Source organism: Nocardia asteroides, from assembly GCA_019930625.1.
Taxonomy (GTDB): Bacteria; Actinomycetota; Actinomycetes; order Mycobacteriales; family Mycobacteriaceae; genus Nocardia; species Nocardia sputi.
The window spans coordinates 4,206,528-4,230,437 of record CP082844.1; the positions used below are offsets into that span (position 1 = coordinate 4,206,528).

27 protein-coding genes are annotated in these 23,910 nt (G+C 68.8%); 20 read left to right on the top strand and 7 right to left on the bottom strand.

Features of this window, described 5'->3' with window-relative positions:
- Nucleotides 1-398: 398 nt before the first annotated feature.
- The 4 genes from pdxS (at nt 399) to K8O92_19440 (ending at nt 3,754) form a co-directional block, all read left to right on the top strand.
- A complete protein-coding gene (pdxS, locus tag K8O92_19425; GenBank protein UAK30121.1) occupies nt 399-1,301 on the top strand; it encodes a pyridoxal 5'-phosphate synthase lyase subunit PdxS in 903 nt (300 codons plus the stop codon).
- Nucleotides 1,302-1,325: 24 nt separating this feature from the next.
- A complete protein-coding gene (locus K8O92_19430; GenBank protein UAK30122.1) occupies nt 1,326-2,210 on the top strand; it encodes a LysR family transcriptional regulator in 885 nt (294 codons plus the stop codon).
- Between the two features lie 159 nt (nt 2,211-2,369).
- A complete protein-coding gene (locus K8O92_19435; protein UAK30123.1) occupies nt 2,370-2,864 on the top strand; it encodes a hypothetical protein in 495 nt (164 codons plus the stop codon).
- Nucleotides 2,865-3,019: 155 nt separating this feature from the next.
- The gene (locus tag K8O92_19440; protein UAK30124.1) at nt 3,020-3,754 is read left to right on the top strand and encodes an SDR family oxidoreductase; all 735 of its coding nucleotides are present in this window, start codon (nt 3,020-3,022) and stop codon (nt 3,752-3,754) included.
- 241 nt (nt 3,755-3,995) lie between these two features.
- Here K8O92_19440 and K8O92_19445 read toward each other — a convergent pair whose 3' ends face one another.
- Nucleotides 3,996-4,619 (bottom strand): hypothetical protein, encoded by a 624-nt coding sequence (locus tag K8O92_19445; protein UAK30125.1) that lies wholly within the window; start codon nt 4,617-4,619, stop codon nt 3,996-3,998.
- Between the two features lie 112 nt (nt 4,620-4,731).
- On the opposite strand from K8O92_19445, the gene K8O92_19450 reads away from it, so the two are divergent.
- From K8O92_19450 to K8O92_19460, 3 genes are all read left to right on the top strand, one after another.
- Nucleotides 4,732-5,553 carry an acyl-CoA thioesterase II gene (locus tag K8O92_19450; GenBank protein UAK30126.1) on the top strand — a complete coding sequence of 274 codons (822 nt, stop codon included), beginning with the start codon at nt 4,732-4,734 and terminating at the stop codon, nt 5,551-5,553.
- An 84-nt stretch (nt 5,554-5,637) separates the two neighbouring features.
- Nucleotides 5,638-6,288: a pyridoxal 5'-phosphate synthase glutaminase subunit PdxT gene (gene pdxT, locus K8O92_19455; GenBank protein ID UAK30127.1), complete on the top strand. Its 651-nt coding sequence runs from the start codon at nt 5,638-5,640 to the stop codon at nt 6,286-6,288.
- Between the two features lie 153 nt (nt 6,289-6,441).
- Nucleotides 6,442-7,194 carry a YebC/PmpR family DNA-binding transcriptional regulator gene (locus K8O92_19460; GenBank protein ID UAK30128.1) on the top strand — a complete coding sequence of 251 codons (753 nt, stop codon included), beginning with the start codon at nt 6,442-6,444 and terminating at the stop codon, nt 7,192-7,194.
- Here K8O92_19460 and K8O92_19465 read toward each other — a convergent pair.
- The 4 genes from K8O92_19465 to K8O92_19480 form a co-directional block, all read right to left on the bottom strand.
- Nucleotides 7,191-7,694: an SRPBCC family protein gene (locus K8O92_19465; GenBank protein ID UAK30129.1), complete on the bottom strand. Its 504-nt coding sequence runs from the start codon at nt 7,692-7,694 to the stop codon at nt 7,191-7,193. The two genes, K8O92_19460 and K8O92_19465, sit on opposite strands and share 4 nt — an antisense overlap.
- A gap of 144 nt (nt 7,695-7,838) precedes the next feature.
- Entirely contained in the window at nt 7,839-8,198 is a 360-nt protein-coding gene (locus tag K8O92_19470) for a metalloregulator ArsR/SmtB family transcription factor (protein UAK30130.1), read from the bottom strand.
- A gap of 113 nt (nt 8,199-8,311) precedes the next feature.
- Nucleotides 8,312-8,518 (bottom strand): DUF5988 family protein, encoded by a 207-nt coding sequence (locus tag K8O92_19475; protein ID UAK30131.1) that lies wholly within the window; start codon nt 8,516-8,518, stop codon nt 8,312-8,314.
- A 41-nt stretch (nt 8,519-8,559) separates the two neighbouring features.
- A complete protein-coding gene (locus K8O92_19480) occupies nt 8,560-9,495 on the bottom strand; it encodes an NADP-dependent oxidoreductase (GenBank protein UAK35817.1) in 936 nt (311 codons plus the stop codon).
- 97 nt (nt 9,496-9,592) lie between these two features.
- On the opposite strand from K8O92_19480, the gene K8O92_19485 reads away from it, so the two are divergent.
- From K8O92_19485 to ruvB, 6 genes are all read left to right on the top strand, one after another.
- Nucleotides 9,593-10,582, top strand: coding sequence for a helix-turn-helix domain-containing protein (locus K8O92_19485; GenBank protein UAK30132.1), 990 nt, complete (start codon nt 9,593-9,595; stop codon nt 10,580-10,582).
- 105 nt (nt 10,583-10,687) lie between these two features.
- Nucleotides 10,688-11,212 (top strand): O-acetyl-ADP-ribose deacetylase, encoded by a 525-nt coding sequence (locus tag K8O92_19490; protein ID UAK30133.1) that lies wholly within the window; start codon nt 10,688-10,690, stop codon nt 11,210-11,212.
- A gap of 146 nt (nt 11,213-11,358) precedes the next feature.
- Nucleotides 11,359-11,802: a thioesterase family protein gene (locus K8O92_19495; GenBank protein ID UAK30134.1), complete on the top strand. Its 444-nt coding sequence runs from the start codon at nt 11,359-11,361 to the stop codon at nt 11,800-11,802.
- Between the two features lie 81 nt (nt 11,803-11,883).
- Nucleotides 11,884-12,453: a crossover junction endodeoxyribonuclease RuvC gene (gene ruvC, locus K8O92_19500; GenBank protein UAK35818.1), complete on the top strand. Its 570-nt coding sequence runs from the start codon at nt 11,884-11,886 to the stop codon at nt 12,451-12,453.
- Nucleotides 12,450-13,052, top strand: a complete 603-nt coding sequence (ruvA, locus tag K8O92_19505) for a Holliday junction branch migration protein RuvA (protein UAK30135.1) — start codon at nt 12,450-12,452, stop codon at nt 13,050-13,052. The genes ruvC and ruvA overlap by 4 nt, the downstream gene beginning before the upstream one ends.
- 6 nt (nt 13,053-13,058) lie before the next feature.
- Nucleotides 13,059-14,141, top strand: coding sequence for a Holliday junction branch migration DNA helicase RuvB (gene ruvB / locus K8O92_19510; protein UAK30136.1), 1,083 nt, complete (start codon nt 13,059-13,061; stop codon nt 14,139-14,141).
- A 37-nt stretch (nt 14,142-14,178) separates the two neighbouring features.
- Here the strand turns inward: ruvB and K8O92_19515 are convergent, their stop codons facing one another.
- Both K8O92_19515 and K8O92_19520 read right to left on the bottom strand, forming a co-directional pair.
- Nucleotides 14,179-14,742, bottom strand: coding sequence for a DivIVA domain-containing protein (locus K8O92_19515; GenBank protein ID UAK30137.1), 564 nt, complete (start codon nt 14,740-14,742; stop codon nt 14,179-14,181).
- Between the two features lie 150 nt (nt 14,743-14,892).
- On the bottom strand, nt 14,893-15,516 hold the full coding sequence (locus K8O92_19520) for a TetR/AcrR family transcriptional regulator (GenBank protein ID UAK30138.1): 624 nt from the start codon (nt 15,514-15,516) through the stop codon (nt 14,893-14,895).
- A gap of 78 nt (nt 15,517-15,594) precedes the next feature.
- Between K8O92_19520 and K8O92_19525 the strand changes: the two genes are divergently transcribed.
- The 7 genes from K8O92_19525 (at nt 15,595) to K8O92_19555 (ending at nt 23,746) form a co-directional block, all read left to right on the top strand.
- On the top strand, nt 15,595-17,085 hold the full coding sequence (locus K8O92_19525; protein UAK30139.1) for an NAD(P)/FAD-dependent oxidoreductase: 1,491 nt from the start codon (nt 15,595-15,597) through the stop codon (nt 17,083-17,085).
- Nucleotides 17,086-17,271: 186 nt separating this feature from the next.
- On the top strand, nt 17,272-17,631 hold the full coding sequence (yajC, locus tag K8O92_19530) for a preprotein translocase subunit YajC (GenBank protein ID UAK30140.1): 360 nt from the start codon (nt 17,272-17,274) through the stop codon (nt 17,629-17,631).
- Nucleotides 17,632-17,751: 120 nt separating this feature from the next.
- Entirely contained in the window at nt 17,752-19,443 is a 1,692-nt protein-coding gene (gene secD / locus K8O92_19535; protein UAK30141.1) for a protein translocase subunit SecD, read from the top strand.
- A gap of 7 nt (nt 19,444-19,450) precedes the next feature.
- Complete coding sequence (gene secF / locus K8O92_19540; protein ID UAK30142.1) at nt 19,451-20,686, top strand: protein translocase subunit SecF; 1,236 nt, start codon at nt 19,451-19,453, stop codon at nt 20,684-20,686.
- Between the two features lie 18 nt (nt 20,687-20,704).
- Entirely contained in the window at nt 20,705-22,426 is a 1,722-nt protein-coding gene (locus K8O92_19545; protein ID UAK30143.1) for a peptide-binding protein, read from the top strand.
- A gap of 37 nt (nt 22,427-22,463) precedes the next feature.
- Nucleotides 22,464-23,036: an adenine phosphoribosyltransferase gene (locus K8O92_19550; protein UAK30144.1), complete on the top strand. Its 573-nt coding sequence runs from the start codon at nt 22,464-22,466 to the stop codon at nt 23,034-23,036.
- A gap of 104 nt (nt 23,037-23,140) precedes the next feature.
- Nucleotides 23,141-23,746 carry a DUF4291 domain-containing protein gene (locus K8O92_19555; GenBank protein ID UAK30145.1) on the top strand — a complete coding sequence of 202 codons (606 nt, stop codon included), beginning with the start codon at nt 23,141-23,143 and terminating at the stop codon, nt 23,744-23,746.
- Nucleotides 23,747-23,910 lie beyond the last annotated feature (164 nt).

Below are 23,910 nucleotides of genomic sequence, written 5' to 3' on the forward strand. Positions count from 1 at the left end.
ACGCCAGAGGGTAGTGCTGTCAGGGGCGCATGCGTTTTCGGCGTCGTGGTTCTGCTGACGGCGGGGCCGTTCCTGCTCGGTTGTGGAGGTAGTTGATTCATGTCGTACCTGCTGTTCGATTTCCTGTTGCCGCTGATCGGTCCGGCGGCCGCGGAGTACTGGGCACATTTGCTGGTGGTCGGCCCGCTGTGACCCGCCGCCCGGCGGCGGCCGGGCAGGCCAGTGCGTCGCCGGGACGGCACGGCTGCCGAGCCCTCCCGGCGTAGGGGCGCCAATAACCGAGATCACACCAGGCCAGTCCACTCCAACTGGCTATCAAGTGGCCTTTCCCGGCCGCCTAGAATCGTGGCGTTCGCATCCGAGCGATCGATTGGCGCACATGCCTGGAGGAGTTTGCCGTGACCACGCCCGAGACCACCCAGACCGTCGGCACCGCCCGCGTGAAGCGCGGCATGGCCGAGATGCTCAAGGGCGGGGTGATCATGGACGTCGTCACGCCGGAGCAAGCCAAGATCGCCGAGGACGCCGGCGCGGTCGCGGTGATGGCGCTGGAGCGCGTGCCCGCCGACATCCGCGCCCAGGGCGGCGTGTCCCGCATGAGTGATCCGGACATGATCGATGGCATCATCTCCGCGGTCTCCATTCCGGTCATGGCCAAGGCCCGTATCGGCCACTTCGTGGAAGCGCAGATCCTGCAGAGCCTCGGCGTGGACTACATCGACGAGTCCGAGGTGCTCACCCCCGCCGACTACGCCAACCACATCGACAAGTGGAACTTCACCGTGCCGTTCGTCTGCGGCGCCACCAACCTCGGCGAGGCGCTGCGCCGAATCACCGAGGGGGCGGCCATGATTCGCTCCAAGGGCGAGGCCGGCACCGGTGACGTGTCCAACGCGACCACACACATGCGCAAGATCCGGCAGGAGATCCGGAGGCTGTCGTCGCTGCCCGAGGACGAGTTGTTCGTCGCGGCCAAGGAACTGCAGGCTCCCTACGAGCTGGTCCGGGAGATCGCCGAGACCGGGAAGCTGCCGGTCGTGCTGTTCACCGCGGGCGGTATCGCCACCCCCGCCGACGCGGCGATGATGATGCAGCTCGGTGCCGAGGGCGTGTTCGTGGGGTCGGGCATCTTCAAGTCCGGCAACCCGGCTCAGCGCGCCGCCGCCATCGTCAAGGCCACCACCTTCTACGACGACCCCGATGTGCTGGCCAAGGTGTCACGCGGGCTCGGCGAGGCCATGGTCGGCATCAACGTCGAAGACATCGCCCAGCCGCACCGCCTGGCCGAGCGCGGTTGGTGATCGCGGGCCGGTAGCGTCTGCCGCGTGGAGTTGCGGCAGTTGCGGTACTTCGTGGTCCTGGCGGAGGAGCTGCACTTCCGCCGGGCCGCGGAGCGATTGTTCATCTCGACGCCCACACTCAGCCAGCAGATCAAGGTGCTGGAACGGGAACTGGGCGGTCCACTGCTGGTCCGGGAGCCGCGCGTGGAGCTGACGGCCGCGGGTGCGGTGCTGCTGCGCACCGGCAAGACCGTGCTGCGCGCGATGGACGAGGCGGTCCGGGAAACGAGGCGCGCTGCCGCCGCGGGCGCCCCGGTGGTGCGCCTGGGTTTGCTGAACGGTGTCCCGCCCTGGCTGCCCACGCGCATCGGCAGCCTGCTCACCGCCGCGCTGCCCGGCGCCCGCCTGGTCCTCACCGGCGGGACCACCGCCGATCAGGTGCGCTTGCTCGATGACGACGAAGTCGATCTCGCCTTGGTCCGCACACCGGTGAACCTGCCCGAACGCTTCGCGCAGCGCCCGGTCGCCCGTGAGGAACTGGGTGTTGTGATGTCGGCGCGGCATCCGCTCGCGGGCGCGGCGCTGCTCGATCCGGCGGATCTCAGCGGGCAGGAGCTGATCTTGTTCGCGCGTGAGTCCGCTGCCGGTCTGCACGATTCGCTGCTGCGCGCGCTCTCCGACCACGGCGCCGGAGTGCGGCTCAGCGACAGCGCGATGGGGCATGCGCAGATGCTCGCGGTCCTGCCGTCACGGCCCGACGTGATCGGGCTCAGCTCCTCGCGTGCGGATGGACTACCCGGTCTGGTCTGGCGGCCGCTACGCGGCGCGCCGCTGGTGGTGACCTACGCCGTCGCCTGGCGCGCAGTGGTGCGCGATCCGGCCGTCGGGGTGCTGATCGCCGCCCTCGCACGCGAACTGCTGGCGGAATAGGCCGCTCGTACCGCTTCCGATGCTAGGTTCGACTCTCATGGCGACCAAAAGGTCGCCTCATGGTTCCCACAATCACGCTCAGTAGCTTCGCCATTCGATGGCCATCCCGGCCACGCGCCCTCTCATCGTCGGAAAGATCCGAGCGCAAAGGACGAACAGTTGAAGCTTCCCACGACCGGACGTATCGCAGTCGCGAGCCTGGCCTTCGCGGCCGCCCTCGGCCTCGCCGCCTGCGGCGGCGACGACGCGAGCGACTCGCCCACGGCGACCCGCACCACGGCTGCCGCCTCGCCGACCGGGAGTACACCTGCCCCGCCCACCGTCGACGAACTCAACGCCCTGTTGCAGCGGGCCCTCGACCCCACGGTGCCGAATGAGCAGAAGCTCGAATCCGTGCAGGGCATCGAAGCCGACCCGGCGCTGCCCAACCGGCTGGCCGACGCGTTCCGTCAGGCAAACGCCACGGCAGTGGTGACAGGTGTGACCGTCTTCGGTGACAGCGTCAGCGCACAGGCCAAGTTCACCATCAACGGGCAGGAGAACCCGGTCGACGTTCCGTTCGTCCTGGACGGGGGCAAGTGGAAGGTCCAGAAGGCCTGGGCCTGCCAGGCGCTGGCCAACCTGAATCAGCAATCCCCGGCCTGCGTCCCCTGAGAGTCGGAATCGGCCCGGCGCGTGGGGCGGTGATATCGGCGCCGTCGCGGGTGCAGGGCCGAGTCCATTCGCTGCCTGCGGTGTTAGTCGGCGGCTAAGCCGTATTCGGAAGTGCGACATGGACGCTCGACCCACGGCGATGGTGGGCTGGGGCCATGACTTCGAGCAGTACGACATCCGAACGTGTGGTCATCGTGGGCGGCAGCTCAGGCATGGGCCTGGCGCTGGCGGCCGCGCTCGTCGCCGAGGGCGCGGAGGTCACCATCGCGGGCCGTTCCGCCGAGCGGCTCGCCTCGGCGGAGCGCACCCTGCCCAAGGGACCGGGCACGGTGCGCTCGGTCGTCGCGGACATCACCAGCGAAGCCGACCTCGAGCGTTTGTTCGCCGATCCAGAGCCGGTCGATCACGTCGTCACCACGGCGGCCGACGTCACCGGCGCCTACCAGCCGCTGGCCCGGTTCGACGCCGACCTGGCCCGAAACCTCGTCTCCGCCAAGCTGATCGGCCCCACTCTGCTCGCCAAGCACGCTCGTGTGGTACCCGGCGGCTCGGTGACGTTCACCTCCGGCGTCGCGGCGTACCGGCCCGCCCCCGGCGGCGCCATGGTGGCGGCCGTCAACGGCGCCCTCGCCTCACTGGCCTACGCTCTGGCCCTCGAACTCGGTCCGGTCCGTGTCAACGTGGTCTCACCGGGGTGGGTCGACACCCCGATCTGGGACACCATCGCGGGCGCCGCGAAGACCGAACGCCATCGGCAACTCGCGGTGCGCCTGCCCGTCGGACGTATCGGTCGTCCCTCCGATATCGCGCAGGCAATGCTCGGCGTGATGCGCAATCCCTTCATCACCGGCACTGTCCTGCACGTCGACGGCGGGCATCGCCTGGTCTGACGCCTGGACAGGCGGAGTGGGGAGAGCTCGAGCAGACGATGGGATGTGGGTCATCGTCACCGGCAGGCGTTGAATTCAGCATTCGGATGCAACGGCGGGGCGAAGGCCGCCCGGTGAACGCTTGTCACCCCCAGAATCACATATGGCTACGTTCCTATGCGCATCTAACTATCAGAGTCCGATCGATCACACACCGGTTCGCTGACTATTACCCCGAGAACTGCTAGGAAGGGAGGGTGCCCTAGCTCGCCGGACTGTCGATTCGAAGCGCAGGGCGATCAGGGTGGTCCCAACGGACGAAGAAATCCGGGGTGTACGGGTTCTCGGCGTCGTGCCGCAGCAGGGCGGGGATGGTCCACTGCGCATCGGGCGGAGTGTTGCGGCGGAGCGCGGCTTCGGACAGGTCCAGGCGGAGGCTCACGTCGACTGCGAGGTGTCGGCCCGCGAGCATCGGACCCGCGAGGACGATCGTGGTCGCGGGCGGCGCCGTGCGGATCGCGGCGCGCGCGGAGCGGTCGGCTGCTTCGTCCCAGAGCGCGGGCAGCCACCGGCCGTGCCCGCGCAGCGCGTCGACCACTTCGCGGCGCAGCGCGGCGTAGTCGAACCACGCTGTGCGATAGTACATCTCGTCGGTGCGGCCGAACTCCATGCGCAGTGAGGCAGGTCGCACGTAGTCGTGCAGGGAGACCACCTCGGCGGACCGGCCCGCGTCGCGCAGCGCCTCGACGATCCGGTCGGCGAGGGCCGCGGGCTGGGCGGCGTCCGCACCGTCGACGGCGATCACCGTGTGCGAGCGCGCGGTCAGGACGGGCTGGATCACTTGCTCGACAAGGCCGTCGCGGGTGATCGGCAGGAAGCGTGGCACCCGTCCATCTCAGCAAATCGCGACCCCCGGGCGGCCAGGGAGCGCACATGTTGCCGAGTGTTCACCGGCGGCCGGACGGCGCCCCCATCAGTGGCCGGGATAATCTCAGCGCATGGCGACAATCGAAGAGGCGCTGGAGATAGAGCGGCTCGAGCGGGACATCTTCCGTGGCGCGTCCACCAAGACCCAGCTTCCGCGCACGTTCGGCGGCCAGGTTGCCGGCCAGGCGCTCGTGTCCGCGGTGCGGACGGTGGAACCGCGGTTCCAGGTGCACTCGTTGCACGGTTACTTCTTGCGTCCGGGCAATCCGCAGGAGCCGACGGTCTACCAGGTCGAGCGCATCAGGGACGGCCGCTCGTTCTGCACCCGGCGCGTGACCGGCATCCAGGACGGCGCCGCGATCTTCACCATGTCGGCCTCGTTCCACGTGGGTGACCAGGGCCCCGAGCACCAGGACGTCATGCCCGAGGTCCCGATGCCGGAAGACCTCCCCGACGCGAGCACCACGATGAGCCCCGAACGGTTGTGGGAAATGCGCGAGTGGGAGCACTGGGACATCCGCATGGTCCCGCACGAGGACGTGTCCCGCCGCGATGGCGTGGTCTCCCAGCAGCAGGTGTGGTTCCGCTACCGGCACCTGCTGCCCGACGACCCGCTGGTGCACGTGTGCACCCTCGCCTACATGAGCGATATGACGCTGCTGGGCTCCTCGAAGGTCATCCATCCCGACGATCCCACCCAGAACGCCTCGCTCGATCACGCGATGTGGTTCCTGCGCCCGTTCCGCGCCGACGAGTGGCTGCTCTACGACCAGTCGTCGCCGTCGGCGGGCTTCGGTCGCGCCCTCACCGGCGGCAAGATCTTCACCCGGGAGGGCACGCTGGTCGCGGCCGTAGTCCAGGAAGGTCTCATCCGCACGCTGCGCGAGGGCTGACCGCTCGGCCGCGGCGACCGCCGTCGCGCACCGGACGGCGACCGTGAGCAGGCCCACATCGGCACGGCTCGTAAGCTTTCCAGCGTGAACGCTACCTCGGTCGCCGCGCCCGACGCCGACACCGGACAGACGCGCTCCCGTCCCGCTGTCGGTGTGCTCGCGCTGCAGGGCGACGTCCGGGAGCACGTCGCCGCGCTCGAGCGCTGTGGCGCCGAGCCCGTGCTGGTGCGGCGCGAGTCGGAGCTCGCCGCGGTGGACGCGCTGGTGCTGCCCGGCGGGGAGTCGACGGCGATCAGCAAGCTGCTGGAGGCCTTCGCGCTGCTGGAGCCGCTGCGCGCCCGGCTGCGCGACGGGATGCCCGCGTTCGGTTCCTGCGCGGGCATGATCCTGTTGGCCTCGGAGGTGCTCGACACCCGCCCGGACGCCCGGCACCTGTCGGGAATCGATATGACGGTGCGCCGCAACGCGTTCGGCCGTCAGGTCGATTCCTTCGAAACGGATCTGCCGTTCGCCGGCCTGACCGGCGGTCCGGTGCGAGCGGTGTTCATCCGGGCGCCGTGGGTGGAGCGGGCAGGTGAGGGCGTCGACGTGCTGGCCACCGTGCCGGACGGTCCCGCCGCGGGCCGGATCGTAGCGGTGCGGCAGGGCAATGTCCTGGCCACGTCGTTCCATCCGGAGGTGACCGGCGATCTGCGGGTGCACGAGATGTTCGTGGAGATCGTCCGCTCGGTTTGACGCACGCGGCCACGCGGGGGTGGAGTAGGCCGCGAAGCCGGGCGCTTTGCACGGCCCTGGTGGACGCCCGAGTAGGCTGGGGAAACTGTCCGCCCGGCCGTGCCGGTACCGTACACACGACCAGACGTGCCATCGACCTGAAGGAAGTAGGGAATGAGCGGCCACTCCAAATGGGCCACCACCAAGCACAAGAAGGCTGCGATCGACGCGAAGCGCGGCAAGCTGTTCGCGAAGTTGATCAAGAACATCGAGGTGGCGGCCCGGACCGGTGGCGGTGACCCGGATGGCAACCCGACGCTGTACGACGCCATCCAGAAGGCGAAGAAGTCGTCGGTCCCCAACGACAACATCGAGCGCGCCCGCAAGCGCGGCGGTGGTGAAGAGGCGGGCGGCGCCGACTGGCAGACGATCATGTACGAGGGTTACGGCCCCAACGGCGTCGCCGTGCTGATCGAGTGCCTCACCGACAACCGCAACCGGGCCGCGGGCGAGGTGCGGGTCGCGATGACGCGCAACGGCGGCAACATGGCCGATCCGGGCTCGGTGGCCTACCTGTTCCACCGCAAGGGCATCGTCACCCTGGAGAAGAACGGTCTGTCCGAGGACGACGTGCTGATGGCCGTGCTCGACGCGGGCGCCGAGGAGGTCAACGACCTCGGTGAATCGTTCGAGATCATCAGCGAGCCCGGGGATCTGATCGCGGTGCGCACCGCGCTGCAAGGCGCCGGTATCGACTACGACTCCGCCGAGTCCGGTTTCCAGCCCTCGGTGTCGGTCGCGGTGGATGCCGACGGCGCCCGCAAGGTGATCAAACTCGTGGACGCCCTCGAGGACAGCGACGACGTGCAGAACGTCTACACCAACGTCGACATCTCCGACGAGGTGCTTGCTCAGCTCGACGACTAGTCGATCAATCGCGCGTAGTACTCCTCCATGGCGGGATAGTAGTGCGCGAAATCGGGGCGGTCGCTCTGCGCACGGGCCGCCCCGAGCATGTCCAGGTAGTACTCCCAGCCGGGGCCGATGTGCGGCACCTGGGCGATCTCGGTGTCGGTGAGCAGATGTTGAGTGAAGCGCAGCTCGGTGGTTCCCGCCGTCTCGCGCAGCGCCAAGTCCAGCCGCCAGCAACCGTGGTCGTCGATGGCGGAGACAGCGAGGCGGTGCGGTGGTTCGCAGGCATCGATGCGCAGCTCCATCCACGGCTGCCCATCCTCGAAAGCCAAGTGCACTTTGACGGTTCGTCCGGCGCCCGCCTCGCCCTCCCACGGTCCGAACCAGCGTGCTGTGCGGTCGGATTCGGTGACGCTGGCCCAGACGTCGTCGATCGGTGCGCGGTAGGTGCGGGTCAGCACCAGATCTCGGCCCGTATCGGCGGGAAACAGCTGTCCGGTGGGTCGCTTGGTCATGCGGTGTCCTTTCTCCATTCGGCGGGGCCGTGCGTGGTGACGCTGCGCTGCCGCCGTTGTGTTCGACCGCTCACGCGGTGTTGTTTTCTCGAGTGAGCGGGCCCTGCGTGGTGACGCTTCGCTGCCGTCTCCGGGCTTGACCGCTTACGCGGTGTGCTCCCGAATCGTGTACTGGTCACCAGCTCGGCGCTCACGTCTGGCCCGGTACACCTCGGTTTCGAGTGCGTCGAGGTGGTGTGTCCAGGTAGCTGGTTGCCGGAATCGCTCGAGCCACTCGGTGAGCGCCGAGAGCGGTCCGGTGTCGAGCACGTAGAAACGCTCTCTACCGACGAGTTCGTCGCGTACCAGCCCGCTTTCGCGCAGGACCCGCAGATGCCGGCTGACAGCGGGGCGACTGATCTCGAAGTGCCCGGCGATCTCTCCTGCGGTGCGACGGGCGTTGATCAGTAGTTCCATGATCTCCCGGCGCACCGGATCGGCGATCGCACCGGCTACCTTGTCCACGACAAAAGCGTAACCGCTTGGTTACGCTTTTGTCCATAGCTGTGCGAGTCGGATTCGGTCAGAACTTCGCGACCAGGGGGCGCGTCACCGCCACCGGAACGGGAAGGCGGAGCTCACTCGGCGATCTTCGTACGATCGCACCACTCGTACACGCGCAGTCGCCCTTGGGGGGTGTCCTGTTCCCGCTGAGTCACCTTGAAATGCTCGTATCCGCCCCGGTACGCGACCTTCAACTCCACTCCGGGCGGGGTGATCGGGACGATGCGCGCGGGCAGGTCCTGCGGCCCGCCTTCGAGGACAGCTTTTGCACCATTGCTCATCCTCGGATGGTAGAAGCGCGAACGCCCTGATCGTGGCAGATTCAGGGCACGGTGAGTACCAATTTGCCGACGGTTCGCCCGGTGTCGCCCAGCGCATGCGCTTTCGCCGCATCCGCCAGCGGGAAAGACCCCGCGAGCGTGGGACGCAGGGCGCCGGATTCGGCGAGTCCGGCCAGGGCGCGCATACCGGCGTGATCGTGTTCGACCAGCATGCGGACCGCGCGGACACCGAGCGCGTCGGCCTCGGCCGCGAGGTCGGCCGGACCGAGGGCGCGCAGTGTCACCAGCAATCCGCCCGGGCGCAGGGTGCGCAGCGAGCGAATGCTGTTGTCGTCATCGATCGAGTCCAGCACCACGTCCACGTCGCGAACCGCCTCGGCGACATCGGTGTCGCGGTAGTCGATCACCTCGTCGGCGCCGATTCCACGAAGGAAGGCATGGTTGGGCGCGCTGGCCGTACCGATGACGTAGGCGCCGCGCGCCTTGGCGATCTGCACCGCGAAGTGGCCTACGCCGCCCGCCGCGGCGTGGATCAGCACGCGTTGTCCCGCGCCGAGCTCGGCGGTGTCGACCAGCGCCTGCCAGGCGGTGAGTCCCGCGAGCGGGATCGCCGCCGCCTGCGCGTGGTCGAGGACGGCCGGTTTGCGGGCGAAAGCGCGGGCCGGGCCTGCGACGTATTCGGCGCAGGAACCGTGGCCGTGCGGGTAGGGGAGCATTCCGAACACCTCGTCGCCGGGCCGGAACAGGGTGACGCCGACGCCGGTGTCCACCACTTCGCCGGAGACGTCCCAGCCGAGGACGAACGGCGGCTCCGGCAGGAACAGTCCGGCGTCGGCCCGGTGGCGCCAATCGGTCGGGTTGAGTCCGGCGGCGCGCACGCGAACCAGGATCTGGCTGGGCCCCGGGACGGGTTGCGGGAGTCGTACTTCGGTGAGCACCTCGGGGCCGCCGAGGGTGTTCTGGCTGATCGCGCGCATGGTGGCGGTGCTGTCGATGTCGGTCATGCCTGTCAGCCTGCCCCGGGTGAACGGCGAGGGAAATGGCACGATTGCCATTCTTCGATATGATCGTGCCATGGTGGACGGGGCCGCACCGCATCGAGTGGTCGTGCTGGCATTGGATGGGGTGTATCCCTTCGAGTTGGGTATCCCGAATCGGGTATTCGGTAGCGCTGCGGGCAGATACGAGGTGAGCACCTGCTCGGTCGACGGGCGTCCGGTGCGCAGCGCGGCCGATTTCGATATCGCCGTCGCGCACGACAGCCGGGCCTTGCGGAAGGCCGACACCGTCGTGCTGCCGGCCTGCGATATAGCGACGGCTGTCTCCGGCACGCTGCCGGAGCCGGTGCTCGCCGCGTTCGCGCAAATTCGTCCGGGCGCCAGAATCGTCGCGATCTGCACCGGCGCCTTCGTCGCCGCGGCCGCGGGCCTGCTCGACGGGCGACCGGCCACCACGCACTGGAACCAGGCCGGTCTGTTCCGGCGCGCCTTCCCTCGGGTGCGTCTCGACCCGGACGTGCTCTACGTGGACGACGGGGACGTCCTCACCTCAGCGGGCGCGGCGGCGGGACTGGACGTGTGCCTGCACTTGGTGCGGCGCGATCACGGCAGTGCCGTCGCGAACGCGGTCGCGCGCCGCTGTGTCGTCCCGCCGTGGCGCGAGGGCGGCCAGGCGCAGTACATCGAGCAGCCGGTGCCGCCCGCGACGTCGGCGGGCACCGCCACGGCCCGGGAATGGGCGCTGGAGAACTTGCGCTCTGCGCTGACCGTCGACGAACTGGCGGTCCGGGCTCGGATGAGCAAGCGCACCTTCGCCCGGAGGTTCCGCGACGAGGTCGGCATGAGCCCGGGGCGCTGGCTGATCCAGCAGCGGGTCTTCCGCGCCAGGCACCTGCTGGAGACCACGGACCTGACCATCGATCGCATCGCGGGCGAGGTCGGTTTCGCCACCGGGACCTCGCTGCGGCAGCACCTGGTCGAGTCGATCGGGGTGTCACCGCAAGCTTATCGGCGTACGTTCCGTGCGCGTGCCGCCATGGCGGAGAGCCGGACGATCGTGGCGTGATCCGCGCGAACCCGCCGGTCGGCTCGACCTTCGCCCGCACGACGCAACCGCGCCGACGGGCCGACTCGCGGCGCCGCGAACCGTGCGCGGGGCAGAATGCCAACCATGGTCGAACTGGTGCTCGTGCGTGGCGACATCACCGAACAAGAGGTGGACGCGGTGGTGAACGCGGCGAACTCGTCGCTGCTCGGCGGTGGGGGAGTCGACGGCGCGATCCACCGTCGCGGTGGCCCGGAGATCCTGGCGGATTGCCGCAGGCTGCGTGCGTCCCACTATGGCGGGGGACTGCCGACCGGGGCGGCGGTCGCCACCACGGCGGGACACCTGCCAGCGCGGTGGGTGATCCACACGGTCGGCCCCGTGTGGTCGGCTACCGAGGACCGCTCCGCCCTGCTGGCCTCCTGCTATCGCGAATCCTTGCGTGTGGCGGACGAATTGGGAGCGCGGACCGTCGCGTTCCCCGCGATCTCGACCGGCGTCTTCGGCTGGCCGATGGACGACGGCGCCCGAATCGCCGTCGACACGGTTCGGGCCACCGAGACAGCGGTGTCGGAAGCGCGGTTCGTCCTGTACGACGAGCGCGCTCACGCGGCGTTCGCGCGGAATGTCTCGGGAATCTCCGAACTCTGAGTCGCCGATGGCTTCCTTTCCGGAGCCGATTCGGATGAGGGGCGGCGAGTGTTCGGGCTATGTCCCGCCGAGTGCTCGACTGTCGGTCTGCGTGCATCGCCTGCCGGTGCGGCGAACTTGTCGGTGCCTCCTGGCACAGTCGGCTCGTGTCGTTCAGTACTCGTATCGAAGTCCGCGTGTCCGATCTGGATCCGCAGTTGCACGTCACCGGCGCGGCCTACCACCAATTCGCCGACCACGCGCGTTTCGCGTGTGTCCAGGCGGCGGGTGTCTCGGTCGACGAACTGATCGCTTCGGGTCTGGGCCCGGTCAATCTGGAGACCGTGCTGCGCTTCCAGCGGGAACTGGGCGGCGGCGACTCGGTGGACGTGTCGTGCGCCTGGCAGTGGGGTGCGGGTAAGACCTATCGAGTCGAGCACGTCCTGACCCGTGCCGATGGGGTGGTCGCCGCGACGGTGACCAACATCGGTGGCTTGCTCGACCTGGCCGCGCGGCGCCTGGTCGCCGATCCCGCGCGGCAGTGGGCGATTCGCGCGAGCCGTCCCGAGCTGCTCGGGCTGCCGGGGGAGGCCCCGGAAGCGGGCGGATAGCCTGCCGTGTCGCTGGACGGCGAAAGGCCAAGCCTTCGCTAGACTCTCGAACAGTTGTTCGCGTCTGTGAGAGGGGTTGTCGTGCGGGTGATGGGCGTCGACCCCGGACTCACCCGATGCGGCCTCAGCATCGTCGAGGGCGGATCGGGGCGGAAGGTCACCGCCGTGGACGTCGACGTGGTCCGCACACCCGGGGATATGGATCTGGCCCACCGCCTGCTCGCGGTCGCAGACGCCGCCGAACGCTGGATGGACACCCACAAGCCAGGGGCCGTCGCCATCGAACGCGTCTTCGCCCAGCACAATGTCCGTACCGCCATGGGCACCGCGCAGGCGGGCGGAGTGATCGCGCTGGCCGCCGCGCGCCGGGGAATTCCGGTCGCGTTCCACACACCCAGCGAGGTCAAGGCCGCGGTCACGGGCAACGGCAGCGCGGACAAGAAGCAGGTCACCGCCATGGTGACCCGCATCCTCGGTCTGCCTGCCGCGCCGAAACCGGCGGACGCGGCGGATGCGCTCGCTCTGGCGATCTGCCATTGTTGGCGGGCCCCGCTGCTGGAGCGGATGGCGGCGGCGGAGGCCGCGGCGGCCGCGGCGCAGCGCCGATACATCGAACGACTGGCCGAACAACGGAAGGCGGTGCACGGGTGATCGCGTCGGTACGCGGTGAGGTGCTGGAGATCGCCCTCGACCATGTGGTGATCGAGGCGGCCGGCGTCGGCTACCGGCTCAACGCCACGCCGTCCACGCTGGCCGGGCTCACCCGCGGCGAGGAGACCAGGCTCTACACCGCGATGATCGTCCGCGAGGACTCGATGACGCTCTACGGTTTCGCCGACACCGAGGCCCGCGACCTGTTCGGTCTGCTGCAAACCGTCTCCGGTGTCGGACCTCGCCTCGCCATGGCGGTGCTGGCGGTACTCGAGCCCGAGGCGCTGCGCAAGGCGCTGGCCGAAAGCAACGTGGCCGCGCTGACCAGAGTGCCGGGCGTCGGCAAGCGCGGCGCCGAGCGCATGGTGGTGGAACTGCGGGACAAGGTGAATCTCGTTCCGGTGCCCTCCGGTCCGCCCGGATCGGCGCCGGCGGCGGGCACGCCGGTGCGCGATCAGGTCGCCGAAGCGCTCGTCGGGCTCGGATTCTCCGCCAAGCAGGCCGAACAAGCGATCGACGCGGTGCTGGCCGACCAGCCCGCCGCCGACACCTCCACCGCCCTGCGGGCCGCGCTCGGCATGCTCGGCAAGAATCGGTAAGGCGTCATGGACCACCCAGAGGAACCCACCGAATCCCCGGTCAGCCCGGAGTATCTGAATTCCGACGGTGAGATCGAGGCGAGTCTGCGGCCGAAGTCGCTGGACGACTTCATCGGTCAGCCCCGAGTGCGCGAACAGCTCGCGCTGGTGTTGCGTGGGGCCAAACAGCGCGGCGGCACACCGGATCACGTCCTGCTGTCCGGCCCCCCGGGGCTGGGCAAGACCAGCATGGCGATGATCATCGCCGGGGAACTCGGCACCGCCCTGCGGATCACCTCCGGTCCCGCGCTGGAGCGGGCGGGCGACCTCGCCGCCATGCTCAGCAATCTGGTCGACGGCGACGTGCTGTTCATCGACGAGATCCACCGGATGGCCCGGCCCGCCGAGGAGATGCTGTATCTGGCGATGGAGGACTTCCGGGTGGACGTGGTCGTCGGCAAGGGGCCGGGCGCGACCTCCATTCCTCTGGATATCGCCCCGTTCACCCTGGTCGGCGCCACCACCAGGTCCGGAGCGCTGACCGGGCCGCTGCGCGATCGTTTCGGTTTCACCGGGCACATGGATTTCTACGAGCCCGGTGAGCTGTTGCGCATCCTGCAACGGTCGGCGCACATCCTCGGCGTCGTCATCGAGGAGGAGGCGGCGGCGGAGATCGCGGGCCGCTCGCGCGGCACGCCCCGCATCGCCAACCGCTTGCTGCGTCGCGTCCGCGACTACGCGGAGGTCCGTGCCGACGGCCGGATCACCCGTCCGATCGCGCAGGCCGCGCTCGAGGTCTACGACGTGGACGTGCTCGGCCTCGACCGCCTCGACCGCGCGGTATTAGGCGCGCTCGTCCGCAGTTTCGGCGGTGGCCCGGTCGGGGTGTCCACCCTGGCCGTAGCGGTCGGCGAGGAGGCGGCGACCGTCGAAGAGGTCTGTGAACCGTTCTTGGTGCGTGCGGGCATGGTCGCGCGCACACCCCGCGGCCGGGTCGCCACCGCCGCCGCCTGGGAGCACCTTGGCCTCGTCCCGCCACCGGACCTGGTCTTCGGCTCCATCGAAGTGCGCGGTCGCGAGCCGCACCCCACCCTGGACCTGTTCGAGTGAACCGCGCGTTCGCGTGAACCGACCCCGCGGTGGCGGGTCAGCGGCGGCGGCGCAGCGCGGCGGCGACCAAGTCGAGGAAGGCATCGACCTCGTCGCGTTGATAGCCGCGCGTGCCGAGGCGAGCCTCGGTGAAGCGGACCGCTTGGACGTCGTCGATGGTGAGGCTGCCCGGTCCGCCGTGCGCGAGGGAAGCGGTGACCAGGTCGAGGAACGCGGCGACCTCTTCCTCGTCGTATCCGCGTCGGCCGACCGGGGCATGGGTGAATCGCATGCGCCGCACGTCATCGGCGGTGAGCAGGCTGTGGCCGTCGCCGTTCGCGCCCGGCACCGGCCGGACGCCGCGTTGGCGGAACTCCAGCTCGACGCGCAGCTGATCGAGATACTCGTCCACCTGGTCGGCGCGGTAGCCGCGCCGGCCGAGCCGAGGCGGGCCGAAACCGACACGCCGCAGATCGTCGGCGGCGAGTTCGCCCTCCCCTGCCAAGGTCGCGGCGACCAGCTCGAGGAAGGCGTCTACTTCGTCCGCGTGGTAGGCGCGATGCCCGGGCGTCGGGGTCGCGAAACGGGTTCGGCGCACGTCCTCGGGGGTCACGGGCCACATTCTGTCAGGCTCGGTGCGTCGGGCCGCTCCGAAGGAAAATCTCGCGATTCCCTGGCCTCTAGCGAACAAGGGCCGTCCCCCTGGCGAAAGCGTCGGATCAGTGCGCCTCACCCTAGCGCCGGTGGTCGTGTCAGGGGAACGCCGAGTTGCTCAGTCCTTGCGGACACCGTCCACGAGCAGGCGTCGGATCGCCTGGTTCAGCCCGGCGATCGCGGCCTCGTCCGGCTCCCGCAACGAGTACACGATGCCCCCGATCAGCATGCCGGTCACCGCACGCGCGGTGTTCACGGTGTCCAGGTCGGCGCGCAGGTAGCCCTGCTCGACACCGTGGTCGAGATAGCCCGCGGTCAGCGCGTCGGCGGTGTCGAGCAGACCGTAGAGCCGCTGGGTGAGTTCGTCATCGATGCCGGTGGCGTGGAACAGCAACAGCTGGGCCACCCGGCGATCGGCCAGCAGGATCTCGGTGAGAGCCACGCCGATTCGGTCGATCTGGGCGCGGTATTCGTCGAGATCGGCGGCGGCGTCCGGGGCGTTCTCGGTGCCCAGCGCGGCGATGATGCGCGCGGCCAGATCGTCGATGACGTGATCGATGATGTCGCGCTTGTTGCTGAAGTAGCGGTAGAAGGTGCCGTGTCCGATGCCCAGCTGCCCCGCGATGTCGGCGATGCCGGTGGCGTGATAGCCCTTCTCCGCGAAACAGACGAACGCGGTGTCGATGATCTCCTGGCGCAGTTCGGCTTTGCGTCGCTCGGCACGCGTGGATGGCTTCGTCACCTAGCCGATGATACAGTCGTCAGCAACGGAATGATGTGTCATTCTGTGATATGCGGTTCAGCTAGCAGGAGGTTCGGTGTGGCGCCTCAATACGACGCGGTCGTGGTCGGTGCGGGGTTCGGAGGCATGGGAGCGGGCATTCAGCTCGATCGGCTCGGTCTGAGCAATTACGTCATCCTCGAACGCGAGGACGATCTCGGTGGCACCTGGCACGTCAATCACTACCCGGGTCTGGCGGTCGACATCGCCTCGGTCACCTACTCGTACTCGTTCGAGCCTTACCCGCACTGGTCTCGGCTGTTCGCGCCGGGCGCGGAGCTGAAGAAGTACGCCGAGCACGTCGCCGACAAGTACGGCCTGCGCAGGCGGATGCGCTTCGGCACCACCGTCGACGGCGCGCGCTGGGACGAAGAGCAGCAGCACTGGGTGGTCTCGCTGGCGGGCGGCGACACCGTCACCGGTCGCTATCTGCTGACCGCGACCGGCTTCCTGTCCCAGCCCTACACCCCGCCGTTCCCCGGCATCGACTCGTTCGCGGGCAAGATCATCCACACCACCGCCTGGGAAGACGACTTCGACCTCACCGGCCGCAGGGCCGCGATCATCGGCACCGGCGCCACAGCCGTGCAGCTGGTGCCCGAGGTGGCCGATAAGGCCGAGGCACTCACGGTGTTCCAGCGGACCCCGATCTGGGTGGTCCCCAAGATCGACACCGCGATCCCCGCCGCGGTGCGGAAGCTGTTCGAACGGGTCCCCGCCACGCAGAAGGCCGCGCGACTGGTCAACACCAGCCTGCTCGAGGCGTTGATGGTGGTCGGTGTACTGCACTTCAAGCAGGCCCGGCTGATGAACAAGGGCGCGGCCGCGCTGGCCAAAGCGCACCTGCGGGCGTCCGTGCGGGACAAGCAGACGCGCGAGCAGCTGACACCGCACTACGACTTCGGATGCAAGCGGCCGACTTTCTCCAACCGCTACTTCACCACGTTCAACCAGCCGCACGTACGGCTGGAGACGAATTCGATCGACCACATCGAGCCCGACGGCATCGTCACCGCCGACGGGCACAAGACCGCGATCGACACGCTGATCCTGGCCACCGGTTTCAACCTGTGGGACGTGAACTTCCCGGCCATCGAGATCATCGGCCGTGACGGGGTGAATCTCGGAAAGTTCTGGCGGGACAACCGCTTCCAGGCCTACGAGGGCATCACGGTGCCGAAGTTCCCCAACTTCCTCAGCCTCAACAGTCCCTACTCTTACAGTGGCTTGTCCTACTTCACCACCATCGAAGCGCAGATGAAGCACATGGGCAGATTGTTCGGTGAGATGCGCCGCCGGGGCGAGACCGTCTTCGAGGTCACCGAGCAGGCCAACGCGGCGTTCCTGGACCGGGTCACCGCCAAGCTCGGTTCCTCGGTCTTCTACGGCGGTGACTGCGCCACGGCGCGCAGTTACTACTTCAACCCGCACGGCGAGGCCGCCCTGTTGCGGCCCACCAGCACCCTCAACGCCCACCGCGAAGCGGTCGGCTTTCCGCTGGAGGACTACGTCTACGGCAAGACGGCCTGAGCCGGGGCCGGGCCGCGCCGCACACACGATCTCGCCCGCCGGAGTATGTTCCGGCGGGCGAGTCGCTGTGTGAAGGGACGTTGTAGCTGCCCAGCAGGTGTGCCGGTGTGGCACGCGCGCGGCGAACTGGCAGACTGTGTGGGTACTTGTCCATCCCACCCACAACACTAGGGACTGACTTCGACGATGGAACTGCTGTTTCCGCTGCTACTGGTAGCCCTGCTCGTGCCGATGTTCCTCGGTGTCCGCCGTCAGAAGCGGGAGGCCGAGAAGGTCGCCAGCATGCAGGACAACCTGAAGATCGGCGATCAGGTCATCACCACGTCGGGTCTGTACGGCACCGTGGTCGAACTCGACGACACCACGGTCGACCTCGAGATCGCCGAGGACGTGGTCACCACGTGGTTGCGCCAGGCCATCCGTGAGGTGCGCGCCGACGACACGGCGAGCACCGAGGAGACCGGCGCGGACGCCACCGGCTCGGACACGCCCGAGGCCGTCGAGGAATCCACCGAGCAGACCGAGACCCGCCTGACCAAGGACTGATCGTCCGGTTGTGCCCCGGCTCGCCGGATTGTCGCCGCGGCCGTCCGTCCGCGCACCCGGCGTCGCTGGTGCATGCCCGCTTGTTCCATCCTCGACTTCCCGCCTAGGAGATGACGTACTGTGCCACCTTCCCAAGGATCGGCGCACCCGCTCCGGTTGCTCGGCGTCTATGCCGCGCTGCTGGCCGTGGTCTATGCGCTGGTGTTCTTCACCGGTGACAAGTCCCCGACACCCAAGCTCGGTATCGATCTGCAGGGTGGCACCCGGGTCACGCTGTCCGCACGCACGCCCGACGGCAGCAAGCCGAGCCAGGACAGCCTGAAGAAGGCGCAGGACATCATCGAGAACCGCGTCAACGGTCTCGGCGTCGGTGGCTCCGAGGTCGTCATCGACGGCGACAACATCGTGATCACCGTGCCCGGCGACGACGGGCAGCAGGCGCGCGCGCTGGCGACGACCGCCAAGCTCTACATCCGCCCCGTGCTGCAGGCCGTTCCCGCGACAGGACGCGGCGCCACCCCGCAGACCGCACCGGGCACGCAACCCGCCCCCGCCGCGCAGCCGGAGACGACCGCGACGCCGGACACGCCGGAGACGACGGAGACGACGGAGACGACGCAGCCCACGCCCGCTCCGCAGCAGCGTGTGTTCCCCGCCCAGCAGCCGACCCAGCCGCCGGCCGATCCCGCCCTGACGCCCACCGAAGAGGCCACCAGGGAGATCCAGGCCGCCAAGGCGCTGCGGCAGAGCGCCGATCCGGCCGTGCAGCAGACCGCGCTGGCCACCCTGGACTGCGCGAAGGCCGATCCGCTCATCGGCAACGACGATCCGGCGCTTCCGCTGGTCACCTGCTCGACCGACGGCACCGAGGTCTTCCTGCTGGACAAGAGCCGCATCGACGGCCAGGAGATCAAGGACGCCACCTCGGGCCTGAACCAGCAGCAGGCCAGGCACGAGGTCTACCTGGACTTCAAGTCCGGCGGCAGTGACGCATGGGCCTCGCTCACCGGCGAGTACGTCTACAAGCGGGTCGCCTTCGTGCTCGACTCGAAGGTGGTCAGCGCCCCGGTCGTGCAGCAGGGCCCGCAACAGGGCGGCCGCACCCAGATCTCGGGCAACTTCACCGCGACGTCGGCGAAGGAGCTGGCGAACACACTGAAGTACGGCTCGCTGCCGCTGTCGTTCCAGACCTCCGAAGCCGAGACGGTCTCCGCGACGCTCGGCCTGTCGTCGCTGAAAGCCGGTCTGATCGCGGGTGCGGTCGGTCTGGCCGTGGTGTTGCTCTACTGCCTGGTGTACTACCGGATGCTGGGCTTCGTCACCGGCTTGTCCCTGGTCGCCTCCGGCTTGGCCGTCTACGGCATCATGGTGCTGCTCGGGCGCTGGATCGGCTTCACCCTCGACCTAGCCGGCATCGCCGGTCTGATCATCGGTATCGGTATGACCGCCGACTCGTTCGTGGTGTTCTTCGAACGAATCAAGGACGAGATGCGCGAGGGCCGCAGCTTCCGTTCCGCGGCCCCACGCGGCTGGCAGCGCGCCCGCCGGACCATCCTGTCCGGCAACGCCGTCAGTTTCATCGCGGCGGCCGTGCTGTACATCCTGGCCGTCGGCCAGGTGAAGGGCTTCGCGTTCACCCTCGGTCTCACCACGATCCTCGACGTCGTGGTGGTGTTCCTGGTCACCTCGCCGCTGGTGTTGCTCGCTTCGCGGACGGCGTTCTGGTCCAAACCGTCGGTGAACGGCCTCGGCGCGATCCAGCAGATCGCCCGCGAGCGGAAGGCGGCCCAGGCCGCCGTCGGGAAGGCGTGAGGACGCGATGACCAACAGCCACACCACTCCCTCGCTCGACAAGTCGAGCGCCACCGAGACCACCGACGTGTTCCCGGCGCTCACCGAGCCGCGGCCACCCGAGCACGGCTTCTTCACCCGCCTCTACACCGGCACCGGCGCGATCGACGTCATCGGCAAGCGCCGGATGTGGTATCTGATCACCGCCGTGATCGTGCTCGTCTCGCTGGCCAGCATCCTGTTCCGGGGCTTCAATTTCGGCATCGATTTCGAGGGCGGTTCGCGCATCCAGTTCCCCGCGGGGAACGCGACCACCAGCGCGGTGGAGGACGTCTACCGCGGCGCGATCGGCACCGACCCGGTCTCGGTGCAGACCGTCGGCACCGGGGCCTCGGCCACCATGCTGATCCGCTCCGAGGCGCTGGACCAGAAGCAGGTGGAGGCGGTGAACAACGCGCTGTTCGCCGAATTCCAGCCGAAGGACAAGAACGGCAACCCGAGCCTGGCCGCGATCAGCACCTCCGACGTCAGCGAGACCTGGGGCAGCCAGATCACCCGCAAAGCGCTCATCGCGCTCGCGGTGTTCCTCGTGCTCGTCGCGGTCTACATCGCGGTCCGCTTCGAGACGCACATGGCCCTGGCGGCCCTGGCGGCGATGGCCTTCGACGTCAGCGTCACCGCGGGCGTGTACTCGCTCGTGGGGTTCGAGGTCACCCCGGCGACGGTGATCGGCATCCTGACCATCCTCGGCTTCTCGCTCTACGACTCGGTCGTCGTGTTCGACAAGGTCGAGGAGAACACCCACGGGATCCTGCACTTGACCCGGCGCACCTACGGTGAGCAGGCCAACCTCGCGGTGAACCAGACACTCATGCGTTCGATCAACACCGCCTTGATCGGCATCCTGCCGATCGTCGGCTTGATGGTGATCGCGGTGTGGATGCTGGGCGTCGGCACACTCAAGGACCTAGCCTTGGTGCAGCTGGTCGGCCTGCTGGTCGGCACGTACTCCTCGATCTTCTTCGCGACGCCACTGCTGGTGTCGATCAAGGAGCGCTGGGGCCCAGTGGCGACCCACACCAAGAAGGTTCTGGCGAAGCGGGCCGGTGCGGCCGGCGCCCGTGCGGGTATCGCCGCCGAGCGCCGGGCGCGCGGGGCAGCGGGCCGGGACTTCGACGAGACTCCGCGCCGACAGCGCGAGGCCGCGCAGGCGCCGCGCCCCGGCGCGCGCCCGAGCGGGAAACGACACAAGAGGCGGAACTGACACCAGGCAGGGGGTTTCATGCGACAGCCACGCAGGGCGGTACGACTGATCGGAGCGCTCGTTGCGGGCACGCTGGCCGCCGGGCTGATGGTCGGCTGCTCGAGCAAGAACCAGGTGCCCTCCATCGGTTACGCGACCGATGCAACCATCGCCACCTATAACGGCGGCAGCACGCTAGGGGCCGGTTCCGGCTCCGTCGCGGTGTTCTCGCGGGTGCTCACCGGATTCTTCTACACCGGTCCCGACGGCCAGCAAGTCGCCGACACCGACTTCGGGACCGCCAAGGAGGTGCCGGGCGAGTCGCAGACCATCCAGTACCGCCTCAACCCCGACGGCGTGTACTCCGACGGGGTCCCGACCTCGTGCGACGACTTGGTGCTGGCCTGGGCCGCCCGCAGCGGGCGGTACACCAAACCTGGGGACCGGGGACCGGTTCCGCTCTTCGACGCCGCGGGCACCAGCGGCTACGACGCCATCGAGCGGGTCGATTGCCAGCCCGGCTCGCGGGATGCCACGGTGGTGTTCCGGCCCGGGCGCCGGTACCTGCCGTGGCGCAACCTGTTCGCGGCCGGTGAGCTGATGCCCGCGCACGTCGCGGCCCGGGTGGCGAACGTGCCCAACGTCGTTTCGGCGTTGCAGACCGGCGACCCGAACGCCCTCGGCCGGATCGCGGAGTTCTGGAACACCGGATGGACCATCCCGGCCGACGGCCGCTTGGACCTGTCGCGCTTCCCCTCGTCGGGGCCGTACCGCATCGAATCCTTCGGCAAGGAGGACGGTTTGGTGCTGGTCGCCAACGAGCGCTGGTGGGGCAACAAACCGGCGACCGGGCGAATCGTGGTGTGGCCGAAGACGTTCGATGTGCAACAGAAGGTCGGCGAGAACGCCGTCGGCGTGCTGGACGTGGGCGCGAATTCGGTGAAAGACCTGAATCTGAGCGGCTTCTCGGTGCAGACACTGCCCGGACGGGGCGCCGAGCAGTTGGTACTCACGACCGGTGGAGTGTTCGCCTCGGTGGAGGCGCGCCGTGCTTTCGCGCTGTGCCTGCCGCGGCAGACACTGTTCGACAAGCTCGGCAAGGTGCCCGACGCACCGAAGACCGGGCTCGGCTCCGGCCCGCTCAACGCCCACATCGTGCAGCAGGATTCCCTGCTCTACCCGGCGGTCATCAGCGCGTCGAACAAGTACTCCGGCGGCGACGTGGCGAACTCGACCAGGGCGGTCGCGGCCTCCGGTGCGCCGAACCCGACCGTCCGGATCGGCTACCTGGGGCCGGACGATCGCCGCGCGCAGACCGTCTCCATGATCGCCGAAGCCTGTAAACCGGCGGGTATCACCGTGGTGGACGCCGGCTCGTCCGATTTCACTCCCACCCGGCTCACCGAGGGCAAGGTCGACGCCGTCCTGGGCAGCACCGCGTCGTCTTCCGGTCCGGCGGGCTCGATCGCGGGAGTGGCCGCGACCAGTGCGTTGCGCACCGGTAGCGGGCTCAATTTCGGGCGGTTCGGCAACGGCCGTTACGATGCGATCACCGAGCAGCTCGGGGCCGACGACAGCTCGGCCGCCCAGCTGAATCTGCTCACCGAGGCCGAAAACCTGCTGTGGGCGGAGCTGCCGAGCATTCCGTTGTTCGCCACCCCGCGCACGATCGCCTTCGGCAAGGGGCTGCGCAACGGGATCGCCGCCCCCACCCAGGCCGGATCCGGCTGGAACATGGACCGGTGGGTGCTCGAGCGGTGACAGACGGTGTGGGTGATGTGATCATGGAGAGGTGTCGATGAGCAAGCATGCGGCAATCGAGTCCGAGGACATAGCCGCCGAACGGACCACCAATGCCGCACGAGTGGTCGACCGTTTGACTCGCTGGCACGACGACTTCCCCACACCGGGTGTGCGTTTCGCCGATCTCACCCCGGTGTTCGCCGACGCCGAGGGCTTCCGCGCGGTGATCGACTGCCTGGCCGCGTGCGCGCCCGACGCCGACCTGGTGGCGGGGGTCGACGCTCGCGGCTTCCTGCTCGGGGCCGGTGTCGCCGCGACCCTCGGCACCGGTGTGCTCGCGATCCGCAAAGCGGGCAAGCTGCCGCCGCCGGTGATCAGCCGGGAGTACAGCCTGGAGTACGGCACCGCCGCGTTGGAGATTCCCGCGGACGGCATCGAGCTGGCGGGGCGGCGGATCCTGCTGCTGGACGACGTGCTCGCCACCGGTGGCACGCTGGCCGCGGCCGCCGAACTCTTCAAGCAGGCCGGCGCCGAGGTGGCCGCCGCCGCGGTCGTGCTGGAACTGGGCTTCCTCGGCGGGCGCGAACGGCAGGGCGACTACCCGCTGACCTCGATCGTCCACATCTGAGCCAGAGCAAGACCGGGTGCGCGGGATCTCCCGCGACCGCGGCCATCGGTGGCCGCGCGGAAACTTCGTTGCCCGCAACCGGCGTCGGCTGCCGGGATCGCGGCATGCGAACCGACGAGCCGCTGCGCCGGATCCGGGCGGTCTACGACGAGCACACCATCGTCGTCTACCAGGCGTACGCGCCGGAGATCGCTGAACCAGCCCTTGCCGCAGGCACTTTCGTCGCCCCGTTCCGCCGGGAGCGGATGACGTGGGTCAAGCCCTCGTTCCTGTGGATGATGTATCGCTGCGGGTGGGCGAGCAAGCCCGGCCAAGAGCGCGTCTTGGCCGTCACCATCACCCGAGCCGGGTTCGAATGGGCGCTGGCGCATTCCTGCCTGAGCCACTACGAGCCGAAACTCCATTCGAACCGAAAGGCATGGGCCGAGCGGCTCGAAGCGAGTCCGGTGCGCATCCAATGGGACCCGGAACGCGATCTCGGGCATCGGCCACTGTCGTACCGCTCCTTGCAAGTGGGCTTGGGCGGCATCGCCGTGGGACACTGCGTCGACCGCTGGATCACCGGTATCCCTGATGTCACGCCGGAGGTGCGGGCAGCTGCGGCAGATGGTAGCCGCCGGAAAGCTGGAGGCGGCGGCTCGTTGGCTTCCGGACGAGGGCCCTATCCGCTGCCTGCCGCCGCGGCGGCCGTCGTCGGCGCGTCGTCCTGACCGCAGAAGTGTGATCCGGATCGCACTGGCGCATCCGGCCGAGTTGTGTTTAACCTGGATGAGTCTTATCCCCGTTGATCGGAGTTCTGCCGTTGCTCATCTGAGGTAGCCACTCGTACGGCCCGCATTCGCGCGCCGTGTTTCGTTGCAACCTCTGGGAGCTG

Bases quoted from the DNA above. Each gene is read 5' to 3' on its own strand.
- K8O92_19440 (UAK30124.1), top strand. From the start codon at position 3,020: ATGACTTCGAGCAGTACGACATCCGAACGTGTGGTCATCGTGGGCGGC.
- K8O92_19450 (UAK30126.1), top strand. From the start codon at position 4,732: ATGGCGACAATCGAAGAGGCGCTGGAGATAGAGCGGCTCGAGCGGGAC.
- K8O92_19460 (UAK30128.1), top strand. From the start codon at position 6,442: ATGAGCGGCCACTCCAAATGGGCCACCACCAAGCACAAGAAGGCTGCG.
- K8O92_19465 (UAK30129.1), bottom strand. From the start codon at position 7,694: ATGACCAAGCGACCCACCGGACAGCTGTTTCCCGCCGATACGGGCCGA.
- K8O92_19475 (UAK30131.1), bottom strand. From the start codon at position 8,518: ATGAGCAATGGTGCAAAAGCTGTCCTCGAAGGCGGGCCGCAGGACCTG.
- K8O92_19480 (UAK35817.1), bottom strand. From the start codon at position 9,495: ATGCGCGCGATCAGCCAGAACACCCTCGGCGGCCCCGAGGTGCTCACC.
- K8O92_19485 (UAK30132.1), top strand. From the start codon at position 9,593: ATGGTGGACGGGGCCGCACCGCATCGAGTGGTCGTGCTGGCATTGGAT.
- K8O92_19490 (UAK30133.1), top strand. From the start codon at position 10,688: ATGGTCGAACTGGTGCTCGTGCGTGGCGACATCACCGAACAAGAGGTG.
- ruvB (UAK30136.1), top strand. From the start codon at position 13,059: ATGGACCACCCAGAGGAACCCACCGAATCCCCGGTCAGCCCGGAGTAT.
- K8O92_19515 (UAK30137.1), bottom strand. From the start codon at position 14,742: ATGTGGCCCGTGACCCCCGAGGACGTGCGCCGAACCCGTTTCGCGACC.
- yajC (UAK30140.1), top strand. From the start codon at position 17,272: ATGGAACTGCTGTTTCCGCTGCTACTGGTAGCCCTGCTCGTGCCGATG.
- secF (UAK30142.1), top strand. From the start codon at position 19,451: ATGACCAACAGCCACACCACTCCCTCGCTCGACAAGTCGAGCGCCACC.
- K8O92_19545 (UAK30143.1), top strand. From the start codon at position 20,705: ATGCGACAGCCACGCAGGGCGGTACGACTGATCGGAGCGCTCGTTGCG.
- K8O92_19550 (UAK30144.1), top strand. From the start codon at position 22,464: ATGAGCAAGCATGCGGCAATCGAGTCCGAGGACATAGCCGCCGAACGG.
- K8O92_19555 (UAK30145.1), top strand. From the start codon at position 23,141: ATGCGAACCGACGAGCCGCTGCGCCGGATCCGGGCGGTCTACGACGAG.